Annotated in this window: 7 protein-coding genes; 5 read left to right on the top strand and 2 right to left on the bottom strand. The window is 72.4% G+C overall.

Going from position 1 to position 12216, the window contains the following annotated elements:
- Positions 1-210: 210 nt before the first annotated feature.
- From AB0469_RS12935 to AB0469_RS12915, 5 genes are all read left to right on the top strand, one after another.
- The gene (locus AB0469_RS12935) at positions 211-942 is read left to right on the top strand and encodes a VIT1/CCC1 transporter family protein (protein ID WP_366451372.1); all 732 of its coding nucleotides are present in this window, start codon (positions 211-213) and stop codon (positions 940-942) included.
- Between the two features lie 346 nt (positions 943-1288).
- Positions 1289-5884, top strand: coding sequence for a glutamate synthase large subunit (gene gltB / locus AB0469_RS12930; RefSeq protein ID WP_366451371.1), 4596 nt, complete (start codon positions 1289-1291; stop codon positions 5882-5884).
- The gene (locus AB0469_RS12925) at positions 5877-7337 is read left to right on the top strand and encodes a glutamate synthase subunit beta (protein WP_366451370.1); all 1461 of its coding nucleotides are present in this window, start codon (positions 5877-5879) and stop codon (positions 7335-7337) included. Before gltB ends, AB0469_RS12925 begins: the two co-directional genes overlap by 8 nt.
- Before the next feature lie 208 nt (positions 7338-7545).
- The gene (locus AB0469_RS12920) at positions 7546-8382 is read left to right on the top strand and encodes a helix-turn-helix transcriptional regulator (RefSeq protein WP_366451368.1); all 837 of its coding nucleotides are present in this window, start codon (positions 7546-7548) and stop codon (positions 8380-8382) included.
- Positions 8367-8570, top strand: coding sequence for a DUF397 domain-containing protein (locus tag AB0469_RS12915; protein WP_366451367.1), 204 nt, complete (start codon positions 8367-8369; stop codon positions 8568-8570). The genes AB0469_RS12920 and AB0469_RS12915 overlap by 16 nt, the downstream gene beginning before the upstream one ends.
- A 25-nt stretch (positions 8571-8595) precedes the next feature.
- Here the strand turns inward: AB0469_RS12915 and AB0469_RS12910 are convergent, their stop codons facing one another.
- The gene (locus AB0469_RS12910) at positions 8596-9006 is read right to left on the bottom strand and encodes a hypothetical protein (protein WP_366451366.1); all 411 of its coding nucleotides are present in this window, start codon (positions 9004-9006) and stop codon (positions 8596-8598) included.
- 75 nt (positions 9007-9081) lie between these two features.
- A complete protein-coding gene (locus AB0469_RS12905) occupies positions 9082-12141 on the bottom strand; it encodes an AAA family ATPase (RefSeq protein ID WP_366451364.1) in 3060 nt (1019 codons plus the stop codon).
- Positions 12142-12216: the final 75 nt, after the last annotated feature.

The following is a 12216-nucleotide window of genomic DNA, read 5'->3' as shown; positions in this document are numbered from 1 at the left end:
CATGAGGTTTGTCGGTCGCCGCGAAACACCCCGCGAACACCCCCGTCACCCGGTCGCCGATCCGCGAAACCCCAGGTAAGTACGGCCTTCCTTGCTGGCGGGAGCCGGAAATCGTGCGTAGTTTCGAGGTGTTCAGGGGAGTGCCCGGGGAGGGCCCGGCTGCGCGTCGCTTTCGCGTACCCACTCATGCGAAAAGGGGAGAAACGCCGCATGTCCATCATCGACACCGAAGCGCCGCTGCACACCGCCCACCGCGACAACCACACCCACCGCGACGTCAACGGCGGATGGCTGCGCCCGGCCGTCTTCGGTGCCATGGACGGGCTCGTCTCCAACCTCGCGCTGATGACCGGCGTGGCCGGCGGTGCGGTGGCCCCCGCGACCATCGTCATCACCGGTCTCGCAGGCCTCGCCGCCGGCGCCTTCTCGATGGCGGCCGGCGAGTACACCTCCGTCGCCTCGCAGCGCGAGCTGGTCCTCGCCGAGCTCGACGTGGAGCGCCAGCAGCTGCGCAAGCACCCGGTCGACGAGATGGAGGAGCTCGCCGAGCTCTACGTCTCCCGCGGCGTGGAGCCCGCGCTCGCCCGCGAGGTCGCCATGCAGCTCTCCCGCGACCCGGAGCAGGCGCTGGAGATCCACGCCCGCGAGGAGCTCGGCATAGACCCCGACGACCTGCCCTCGCCGCTGGTCGCCGCCGTCTCGTCCTTCGGCTCCTTCGCGCTGGGCGCGCTGCTCCCCGTACTGCCCTACCTGCTCGGGGCGACCGCCCTGTGGCCGGCCGTGCTCCTTGCGCTCGCCGGGCTCTTCGCCTGCGGTGCGGTGGTGGCGCGGGTGACGGCCCGGTCCTGGTGGTACAGCGGTATGCGCCAGCTCGTCCTGGGTGGCGCCGCCGCCGGTGTGACGTACATCCTGGGAACCTGGATCGGCGGAGCCATAGGCTGAGCGGCCCGGGAGTGAGACACTATGCAGTACGCAACATAAGTAGTCTCGAATCCGGTGGTTTCACTTCCGTTGCCGCCGGGCATCAGACCAGGGCGCCGGGCAAAGATGCCCGTTTCGCGCCGGGACCTTCACCCCGAGCCGTATCCGCGGCGGAAAGCTCCCCAGCTCGCTCCATCCCCCGCAGCCCCTCGAAGGTCCCTTCTTTCTGCCTCGCGCAGTGTCCGCATGCTGGAATGCGATATCCGCTTCTCGGAATTGCCGTCATCATGTAACCTGCACGAAATTTTGCAGAGGGCCAACGTCGTCCCTCGGCCAGCACATTGCCACGACGACGACGGGAGAGCCGATGCGTTCCGCATCCACGCACTCCGCGACCGGCCCCAGCACCACCGCCTGGTCGCCCATGGACGGTCGCCCCGCCCAGCAGGGCATGTACGACCCGCGCAACGAGAAGGACGCCTGCGGCGTCGGATTCGTGGCGAACCTCACCGGCGAGGCCACCCACACCCTCGTCGAGCAGGCCCTGACCGTCCTGCGGAACCTCGAGCACCGCGGCGCCACCGGCTCCGAGCCGGACTCCGGCGACGGCGCGGGCATCCTGTCCCAGGTACCGGACGCCTTCCTGCGCGAGGTCGCGGGATTCGAGCTCCCCGAGGCCGGCGCGTACGCCGTCGGCATCGCCTTCCTCCCCGCCGACGGCACCGCACAGGCCGTCGCCGTGGAGCGCATCGAGGCCGTCGCCGCCGAGGAGGGTCTGACGGTCCTCGGCTGGCGCGAGGTGCCGGTCACCCCCGACCTGCTCGGCAACGGCGCCCGCGCCACGATGCCCGCCTTCTCCCAGCTCTTCGTGAGCAACGGGACGACCGGCATCGAGCTGGACCGCAAGGCGTTCGTCCTGCGCAAGCGCGCCGAGCGCGAGGCCGGGGTCTACTTCCCCTCGCTCTCCGCCCGCACCATCGTCTACAAGGGCATGCTGACCACCGGCCAGCTGGAGCCCTTCTTCCCGGACCTCTCCGACCGCCGCTTCGCCTCGGCACTCGCCCTGGTCCACTCCCGGTTCTCGACGAACACCTTCCCGTCCTGGCCGCTCGCCCACCCGTACCGCTTCGTCGCGCACAACGGCGAGATCAACACGGTCAAGGGCAACCGGAACTGGATGAAGGCCCGCGAGTCCCAGCTGGCCACCTCCGCCTTCGGCGAGGCCGCCCTGGACCGCATCTTCCCGATCTGCACCCCGGACGCCTCCGACTCCGCCTCCTTCGACGAGGTCCTGGAGCTGCTCCACCTCGGCGGCCGCTCGCTGCCGCACAGCGTGCTGATGATGATCCCGGAGGCGTGGGAGAACCACACCTCGATGGACCCGGCCCGCCGCGCGTTCTACCAGTACCACTCCACGATGATGGAGCCCTGGGACGGTCCCGCCTGCGTCACCTTCACCGACGGCACCCAGGTCGGCGCGGTCCTCGACCGCAACGGTCTGCGCCCCGGCCGCTACTGGGTCACCGACGACGGCCTCGTCGTCCTCGGCTCCGAGGTCGGCGTCCTCGACATCGACCCGGCCAAGGTCGTCCGCAAGGGCCGCCTCCAGCCCGGCAAGATGTTCCTCGTCGACACCGCCCAGAAGCGGATCATCGAGGACGACGAGATCAAGGACGAGCTCGCCTCCGCCGCCCCGTACGCGGACTGGCTGGAGACCGGCGAGATCGAGCTGACGGACCTGCCCGAGCGCGAGCACATCGTCCACACCCACGCCTCGGTCACCCGCCGCCAGCAGACCTTCGGCTACACCGAGGAAGAGCTGCGCGTCATCCTCGCCCCCATGGCCCGCACCGGCGGCGAGCCGCTCGGCTCCATGGGCACCGACTCCCCGATCGCGGCCCTCTCCGAGCGCCCCCGGCTGCTCTTCGACTACTTCACCCAGCTCTTCGCGCAGGTCACCAACCCGCCGCTGGACGCCATCCGCGAGGAGCTCGTCACCTCGCTGCTCTCCTCGATCGGCCCGCAGTCCAACCTGCTGGAGCCGACCGCCGCGTCCTGCCGCAGCGTCACCCTGCCCTTCCCGGTGATCGACAACGACGAGCTCGCCAAGCTCATCCACATCAACGCCGACGGCGACATGCCCGGCATGAAGGCCGCCACGCTCTCCGGCCTCTACCGGGTCTCCGGCGGCGGCGACGCCCTCGCCGCCCGGATCGAGGAGATCCGCGCCGAGGCCGACGCCGCCATCGCGGCCGGCGCCCGCCTGATCGTCCTGTCGGACCGCCACTCGGACGCCGAGCACGCGCCGATCCCGTCGCTGCTGCTCACCTCCGCCGTCCACCACCACCTCATCGCCACCAAGCAGCGCACCCAGGTGGGCCTGCTGGTCGAGGCCGGCGACGTCCGCGAGGTCCACCACGTCGCCCTGCTCATCGGCTACGGCGCCGCGGCCGTCAACCCGTACCTGGCCATGGAGTCCGTCGAGGACCTGCTGCGCGCCGGCACCTTCATCGAGGGCATCGAGCCCGAGAAGGCCATCAAGAACCTGATCTACGCCCTCGGCAAGGGCGTCCTGAAGGTCATGTCCAAGATGGGCATCTCCACCGTCGCCTCCTACCGCGGCGCCCAGGTCTTCGAGGCCGTCGGCCTGGACCAGGAGTTCGTCGGCACGTACTTCAGCGGCACCGCCACCAAGATCGGCGGCGCCGGCCTGGACGTCATCGCCAAGGAGGTGGCCGCCCGCCACGCCAAGGCGTACCCGGCCTCCGGCATCGCCGCCACGCACCGCGCGCTGGAGATCGGCGGCGAGTACCAGTGGCGCCGCGAGGGCGAGCCGCACCTCTTCGACCCGGAGACGGTCTTCCGCCTCCAGCACGCCACCCGCAACCGCCGGTACGACATCTTCCGCAAGTACACGGACCGGGTGAACGAGCAGTCCGAGCGCCTGATGACGCTCCGCGGCCTGTTCGGCTTCACGTCCGACCGCCCCTCGATCCCCCTCGACGAGGTCGAGCCGGTCTCCGAGATCGTCAAGCGCTTCTCCACCGGCGCCATGTCGTACGGCTCCATCTCCCAGGAGGCGCACGAGACCCTCGCCATCGCCATGAACCAGCTGGGCGCCAAGTCCAACACCGGTGAGGGCGGCGAGGACCCGGAGCGCCTGTACGACCCGGCCCGCCGCTCGTCGATCAAGCAGGTCGCCTCCGGCCGCTTCGGCGTCACCTCCGAGTACCTGGTCAACGCGGACGACATCCAGATCAAGATGGCCCAGGGCGCCAAGCCCGGCGAGGGCGGCCAGCTGCCCGGCCACAAGGTCTACCCGTGGGTCGCCAAGACGCGTCACTCGACGCCGGGCGTCGGCCTGATCTCCCCGCCGCCGCACCACGACATCTACTCCATCGAGGACCTGGCCCAGCTGATCCACGACCTCAAGAACGCCAACCCGGTCGCGCGCATCCACGTGAAGCTCGTGTCCGAGGTCGGCGTCGGCACGGTCGCGGCGGGTGTCTCCAAGGCCCACGCGGACGTCGTCCTGATCTCCGGCCACGACGGCGGAACGGGCGCCTCCCCGCTCACCTCGCTCAAGCACGCGGGCGGCCCCTGGGAGCTCGGCCTCGCCGAGACCCAGCAGACGCTGCTGCTCAACGGCCTGCGCGACCGCATCGTCGTCCAGACCGACGGACAGCTCAAGACCGGCCGCGACGTGGTCATCGCCGCGCTGCTCGGCGCCGAGGAGTTCGGTTTCGCGACCGCGCCGCTCGTCGTCTCCGGCTGCGTCATGATGCGCGTCTGCCACCTGGACACCTGCCCGGTCGGCATCGCCACCCAGAACCCGGTCCTGCGCGACCGCTTCTCCGGCAAGCCCGAGTTCGTCGTGAACTTCTTCGAGTTCATCGCCGAGGAGGTCCGCGAGATCCTCGCGGAGCTGGGCTTCCGCACCATCGAGGAGGCCGTCGGCCACGCCGAGCTCCTCGACACCAGCAAGGCCGTCACCCACTGGAAGGCCCAGGGCCTCGACCTGGAGCCCCTCTTCCACGTGCCGGACCTGCCCGAGGGCGCGGTCCGCCACGCCCTGATCGAGCAGGACCACGGCCTGGAGAAGGCCCTCGACAACGAGCTGATCGAGCTCGCCGCCGACGCGCTGAACGCCGAGACCGCCGAGGCGGCCCAGCCGGTCCGCGCCCGGGTCGCGATCCGCAACATCAACCGGACCGTCGGCACCATGCTCGGCCACCACGTCACCAAGAAGTTCGGCGGCGCGGGCCTGCCCGACGACACCATCGACCTGACCTTCACGGGTTCGGCCGGCCAGTCCTTCGGAGCCTTCCTCCCCAAGGGCGTGACCCTGCGCCTGGAGGGCGACGCCAACGACTACGTCGGCAAGGGCCTCTCCGGCGGCCGGATCGTGGTCCGCCCGGACCGCGGCGCCGAGCACCTCGCCGAGTACTCCACCATCGCCGGCAACACCATCGGCTACGGGGCCACCGGCGGCGAGATGTTCCTGCGCGGCCGCACCGGCGAGCGCTTCTGCGTCCGCAACTCCGGCGCCCTGGTCGTCTCGGAGGGCGTGGGCGACCACGGCTGCGAGTACATGACCGGCGGCACGGCCGTCGTCCTCGGCGAGACCGGCCGCAACTTCGCGGCGGGCATGTCCGGCGGCGTCGCCTACGTCATCGACCTCGACCCCCGCCAGGTCAACTCCGGCAACGCGGAGGCCGTCGAGGTCCCCTCGGACGAGGACAAGCAGTGGCTGCACGATGTGGTGCGCCGCCACGAGGAGGAGACCGGCTCGACCGTGGCCGCGAAGCTCCTGGCTGACTGGGACGCCGCCGCGGCCCGCTTCAGCAAGATCATCCCGACCACGTACAAGGCAGTGCTCGCCGCCAAGGACGCCGCTGAGCTGGCCGGACTCTCCGAGTCCGAGACCACCGAGAAGATGATGGAGGCGGCGACCCATGGCTGACCCGAAGGGCTTCCTCACCACCGCGCGCGAGACCGCCTGCACCCGTCCCGTCGCCGAGCGCGTCAAGGACTGGAACGAGGTCTACGTCCCGGGCTCGCTGCTGCCGATCATCAGCAAGCAGGCCGGCCGCTGCATGGACTGCGGCATCCCGTTCTGCCACAACGGCTGCCCGCTCGGGAACCTGATCCCGGAGTGGAACGACTACGCCTACCGCGAGGACTGGGCGGCCGCGTCCGAGCGCCTGCACGCCACGAACAACTTCCCGGAGTTCACGGGCCGCCTGTGCCCCGCTCCCTGTGAGTCGGCGTGCGTCCTCGGCATCAACCAGCCCGCCGTCACGATCAAGAACGTCGAAGTCTCGATCATCGACCAGGCCTGGGACAACGGCGACGTCACCCCGCAGGCCCCCGAGCGCCTCTCCGGCAAGACCGTGGCCGTCATCGGCTCCGGCCCGGCCGGCCTGGCCGCCGCCCAGCAGCTGACCCGGGCCGGCCACACCGTGGTCGTGTACGAGCGCGCCGACCGCATCGGCGGCCTGCTGCGCTACGGCATCCCCGAGTTCAAGATGGAGAAGGTGCACATCAACCGCCGCATCGAGCAGATGCGCGCGGAGGGCACCAAGTTCCGCACCGGCATCGAGGTCGGCCGCGACATCACGGCGACGGACCTGCGCAAGCGCTTCGACGCGGTCGTCGTCGCGGCGGGCGCCACCGTCTCCCGCGACCTCCCGGTCCCGGGTCGCGACCTCAAGGGCATCCACTTCGCGATGGAGTACCTCCCGCTCGCGAACAAGGTCCAGGAGGGCGACTTCCTGGCCCCGCCGATCACCGCCGAGGGCAAGCACGTCGTCGTCATCGGCGGCGGCGACACCGGCGCGGACTGCGTCGGCACCGCCCACCGCCAGGGCGCCCTCTCGGTCACCCAGCTGGAGATCATGCCCCGCCCGTCGGAGGACCGCCCGGCGGCCATGCCGTGGCCGACCTTCCCGATGCTGTACAAGGTCACCTCGGCCCACGAGGAGGGCGGCGAGCGGATCTACTCCGTCTCCACCACCCACTTCGAGGGCGACGAGGACGGCAACGTCCAGGCCCTGCACCTGGTCGAGGTCGAGTTCGTCGACGGCAAGCTCACCCAGAAGCCCGGCACCGAGCGCGTCCTCCCCGCGCAGCTGGTCACCCTGGCGATGGGCTTCACCGGCACGGACCAGGCCAACGGCCTCGTCGAGCAGTTCGGCGTGGACCTGGACGAGCGGGGCAACATCGCCCGCGACGCCTCGTACGCGACCAACGCCGACGGCGTCTTCGTCGCGGGTGACGCGGGCCGCGGCCAGTCCCTGATCGTGTGGGCCATCGCGGAGGGCCGCTCGGCCGCCCGCGGCGTGGACCGCTACCTGACGGGCACGAGCACCCTCCCGTACCCGGTCAAGCCGACGGACCGCTCGCTGATGGTGTAACCCGTCACCCCTCCCTCCGGGGAGACCCCTCATACGGTCCGTACAACGAGGTACGGCAATCCGACACCGCGCCCGCCATGTCCCCGACCAGGGATGGCGGGCGCGGTGGCGTTCGGTAGTCGTATGAATGCGTTCGGCTGAATTGCCAGGTTGGCGGGTCTAGGCTTTTTCGCGGAGCAAGGGCACTGCGGACGCGGGGAGTTGGCTCATGGCCAAGCCGAAGGACGAGGACGGGGCGCAGACGCCAGAGGAGTTCGCGCGCGAGGAACTGCGGCGGCACCGCGAGGCGGCCGGGCTGACCCAGGAGGGTCTGGGCGAGAAGATCTTCACGAGTGGGTCGTACGTCGGGCAGATGGAGTGCGGCACGCGGAGGCTGCGCCCAGAGATCGCGGAGTTGCTCGACAGGGAGCTGAACACAGGGGACTATTTCACCCGCTTGGCCAGAGCGTTCAAGTCCAAGCACAGTGAGTACTTCGCCGCCGCAGTCGAGCTCGAAGGCCTGGCAACGGCCACATATGAGTACGCCTGCACGCTGGTTCCCGGGCTGCTCCAGACGGAGGAGTACGCCAGGGCCGTGATTCGGGCCACCAGCCCGACCGCGCTTGCCGAGCGTGTTGAAGCTCTGGTCGTGGCACGCATCGAACGCGCACGGCTCCTCGTGGATCCAGAGTCCCCCGAGATGTGGGTGGTCCTGCACGAGTCGGTGCTGCGGACACTGGTCGGCGGACCTGCCGTGATGGCAGCTCAGTTGCGACACATCGCTTCGTATGTCCGTGCCCACCGGATCACCATGCAGATCGTGCCATTCGCGGCCGGGGCCCACGGCGCATTGGGCTCCATGGTGCGCATCATGCAGTTCGCCGATGCGCCCGACGTGGCCTACACGGAGGGCCCGTACGCGGGGCAACTGCTCGACTATCCGGCCCTGGTCCGGCGCTACTGGAAGTCATACGATCTAGCTAGGGCCGCTGCGCTGTCACCAGAGGTGTCCCTGACCTTGATCGAGTCGGTGGCGGAGGAGTACGCGGCATGCGTGCAGACGTGAACGGCCTGTACTGGCGGAAGTCCTCGTACAGCAATGGGGATGGTGGTGATTGCGTCGAGATCTCCGACGACGTCCCCGGCGCGGTACCCGTCCGCGACAGCAAGCAGGCCGGTGGCGGCCCCGTGGTCGTCTTCGCCGGGGCCGCCTGGGCTTCGTTCATCCGGGACGTCAAGAGCCGCCGGGCCTGACCCCGTACCGCGGCTGCTGCGTCGGCTACTCCGGCTGGACGACCACCGCGCCCCAGCGGAGGGTGGGGGTCGAGGTGGTGACCACGGCTCCGAAGCCGCCGTGGAGGCCCGTGCCCAGGGGGATCGTCATGCGGGCCGGGGTGCCGGCGGGACAGTCCAGGGTGAAGGGGGCCGGGTTGCGGTCCGGGTGTTCGTCCAGGGTGAAGGACACCACCATGCTGCCGCCGCCCTCGCAGGCGAAGGTGGTGTACGTGTCCAGGTGGGCGTTGAGGCCGCCCGAGACGAAGCCGCTGGAGCCGGTGACCTCCGGCACCCAGATCACCCCGTCGGGCCCCGGGTAGCCGATCAGTTCCTCCGCCGCCGATGCCTGCCCCGCGCCCGTACCCAGCGCGAGGACCGCCGTGACCGCCGCGATCGTGAACGCCTTGCGTGTCATCTCTTCCCCCTCGGATGTCGGTGAGTCGACCGTTCCACGGTAGGGGCCGGCACTGACAACGCGACGTCTCCCCGCTCAAGGAGCCGGTGCGGAGCGCACGGTGAGCGCGGCCAGGGCGGCTCGGCTGGTGACGCCCGTCTTGCGGAAGATGTGGGACAGGTGGGTGTCCACCGTGCGGGGGCTCAGGTAGAGGCGGGCCGCGATCGCCGGAGTGGTCAGGCCCTCCGTCACCAGGGCCGCGATCTCGCGCTCCCGGGGCGTGAGGTGGGGGAGCAGGGGCCGGGTGGGGGCCGGCGGGGTCGGCGGGAAGAGGTCCGCGAGGCCCGTCAGGAGGCGGGCGCCGCCCGTCTCCGCCAGGCGGCGCCCCCGGTGCCACAGGGTCGACGCCCTGCGCGAGCCGCCCGACTGGGCGGTGAGCGGGGCCGCCATCAGCAGGGCCTGGGCCTCCCAGAGGACGGCTCCGGCGCGGGCCGCCACCGTCGCCGCCCGGACGTAGAGGTCCGCCGCCGCCTTCGGCTCGCCGCGCGCCGCCCGCAGCGCGGCCGCGCTGCGCAGGGCCGAGGCGTGCTGGGCGGCGAGACCCAGGTGTTCGGCGTCCTCGGCCGCCCGGGCCGCCCAGGACTCCGCCTCCTGGAGGTCGCCGGCCGCCACGGCCGCGTTGACCAGGGCCTCCAGGAACAGCGGGCGCATCGACGGCTGGAGGCCCGTCAGCTCCGGCCCGCGGCCCGCCCGCAGCATCGCGGACCGGGCGCGCTGGTGGTCCCCCGTGTACAGGGCCGCGTAACTCAGCACGCACCACCCCAGTGAGGCCCACCAGCTGCTGCGGACCCCGGACAGCGCGACCGCCTCCTCGGCCAGGGCCAGCGGCGCCGGGTCGCCCGGCGGCAGGGACGGGATCAGCACCTGGGCCTTGTTGCCCAGCACCAGGCCGAGGAGCTCGTCGCTGCCGATGCCGCGCGCGATGTTCTCGGCCTCCTCGGCCAGCTCCAGCGCCGACTCCAGCCGGCAGGTGTTCATGTGGACGACCGCCTTGCACACCAGCAGGTGCGGCAGCAGGTGCGGCGGGCCCACCCGGCGGGCCAGCGCCAGCCCCCGGTCCGCGTGCCGCTCCGCCTCCGGGTAGCGGTCCAGGTAGAACTCCGTCCAGGCGAGGCGGGCCAACGGCTCGCACACGTCGACGAGTTCCCGGTCGGCCAGCGCGTCGATCCGCGCCGCGGCACGGTCGGCCAGCCGCCGGGCCCGCGCCGGGTCGCCCCCGTACGTCTCCCCGAGCGCGGCCGTGGTCAGCGCCCCGGCCGCGGCCGGCTCGTTGCGCAGCCGCAGGGCCAGCCCGTAGGCCCGCAGCACGTCCTCGCGCACCTCCTCGTACGACAGGACGTGCGGGGCGCACGAGCCCAGCTCCAGCCCCAGCGCCAGGGCGTCGGCCGGGCGGGGGGCTGGCCGGCGGGCCAGCTCGCGGCGCAGCAGGGCCACCGCCTCCCCGTACCGGCCGAGGTGGCGTTCCATCGAGGCGCACAGGGTCACGGCCGCCGCGCGCAGCCCGTCGTCCGGGTCGGTGCCGTCCACCTGGGCGATGAGGGACGTGAGGAGGTCCCGGCTGGCCCGCAGCCCGCCGCACGCGCCCAGTGCCCGGGCCCGCCGCAGTTGCAGCCCGTGGCGCCGGGCGAGGTGCTCCGGCGTGTCCGGCAGGATCCCCAGCACCACCCCCAGCCAGTGCGCGCAGCTCGCCGGGGCGGTGGTCTCGGCCTGCCCCGCCGCCTCCAGCAGGGCGTCCGCCGCCCGCGGGTCCCAGCCGGTCAGCGCCCGCTCCACGTGGTGGGCCCGTACGGCGGCCGCCGCGCCCGCCGCGGCCAGCGCGGCGGCCGCCCGCCGGTGCAGGCCCGTACGCCGCCGGGGCTCGGTGTTCTCGTACACCACCGTGCGCAGCACCGGGTGACGCAGCGACCAGCTCGCTCCGGGGCCGGGGCGCAGCAGGTCCCGGCCGGCCAGGGCGGCGAGGTGGGCGTCGAGCAGGCCGGGCCCGGACACCTCCGCCGTCTGCGCGAGCACCGGCGCGGTGGCCTGGTCGCCGAGCACCGCCACCGCCTCGGCGGTACGGCGCTGGGCGGTGGTCAGCGGGGTCAGCTCGTCCAGGAGCAGTGCGGTGAGCCCGCCCGCGGGGACGGCCGGGCCGGCGGCCTGGCCCTGGAGCAGGGTGAGGAAGTAGAGCGGGTTGCCCCCGCTCGCGGCGTACAGCCGGCCCGCGCGGGCGGGCGGCAGCTCCGGCGCCAGCTGCTCCACGCACGTCCGCTCGGCGAGGGGGCCGAGGTCCAGCCGCTGCACGGCTCCGGTGTCGACGCCCCGGGTGAGCGCGGCGGCGAGGGAGGCGGAGGTCTGCCGGTCCCGGCGGGCCACGACGAGGAGCACGGGCCCGCGCGGGGGGTGGCGCACGAGGTGGTCGAGGAGCTCCAGGGAGGCCGGGTCGGCCCAGTGCAGGTCGTCGAGGGCGATGAGCAGCCCCCGCCGTCCGCCGTCGCCCAGACCCCGGGCGAGGGCCGTGAGCAGCCGCGCCGCCGCCCGGTGCACGGCGAACCGGTCCACCGGCCCCTCCGTCCCGCCGAGGGTCTCCGACCCGGTGTGTGGGCCGGGCCCGCCGGTCGGTACCTGCCTGCCGTCGGGGACCGGCCAGCCGTCCGGGGCCGCGTCCGCGTCCGGGTCCGGACTCGGGCCGTGGGCCGCGTCCGCGTCCGGGGTCGGCCTGCGGTCCGGGGCCGCGTCGGGGGTGGGCCGGCCGGCCGGGGTCCCGCCGGCCGGGGTGGGGGCGGCCGTCGTCCCGTACAGGACCGGGGCCACCGCCGGGTCGGCCTCCTGTGCGCCGGCCGCCTCCGGGTCCAGGTCGGCGAAGGCGTCCGTGAACAGGCTGAACGGGATGTGCCGTTCGTACTCCGTGGCCCGGCCGCGCAGCACGGTCAGGCCCCGGGCCCGGGCCCGTCGGCACACCTCCGTGATCAGCCGGCTCTTGCCCATGCCCGCCGGGCCCGTGAGGTCGACGACGCCCGGCGCCTCGCCCTCCGCCCCACCGACGACCGCACCGATCACCGCGTCCAGCCGGTCGAGTTCGGCCCCCCGGCCGACCAGCGGAGTCCTGTCCACCATGGCGCCTCCCCGGGGGAACCGGTACCCGGATTCGGCGCCGCCTACGTACGGGACACGTAGGCGGTTCTACGGATG

The organism is Streptomyces sp. NPDC093801 (assembly GCF_040701585.1).
Classification (GTDB): Bacteria; Actinomycetota; Actinomycetes; order Streptomycetales; family Streptomycetaceae; genus Streptomyces.
Note: the sequence above shows the minus strand (reverse complement) of the source record. Positions and strands in the feature narration are given on the sequence as shown.

Bases quoted from the DNA above. Each gene is read 5' to 3' on its own strand.
- AB0469_RS12935 (WP_366451372.1), top strand. From the start codon at position 211: ATGTCCATCATCGACACCGAAGCGCCGCTGCACACCGCCCACCGCGAC.
- gltB (WP_366451371.1), top strand. From the start codon at position 1,289: ATGCGTTCCGCATCCACGCACTCCGCGACCGGCCCCAGCACCACCGCC.
- AB0469_RS12925 (WP_366451370.1), top strand. From the start codon at position 5,877: ATGGCTGACCCGAAGGGCTTCCTCACCACCGCGCGCGAGACCGCCTGC.
- AB0469_RS12920 (WP_366451368.1), top strand. From the start codon at position 7,546: ATGGCCAAGCCGAAGGACGAGGACGGGGCGCAGACGCCAGAGGAGTTC.
- AB0469_RS12915 (WP_366451367.1), top strand. From the start codon at position 8,367: ATGCGTGCAGACGTGAACGGCCTGTACTGGCGGAAGTCCTCGTACAGC.
- AB0469_RS12910 (WP_366451366.1), bottom strand. From the start codon at position 9,006: ATGACACGCAAGGCGTTCACGATCGCGGCGGTCACGGCGGTCCTCGCG.
- AB0469_RS12905 (WP_366451364.1), bottom strand. From the start codon at position 12,141: ATGGTGGACAGGACTCCGCTGGTCGGCCGGGGGGCCGAACTCGACCGG.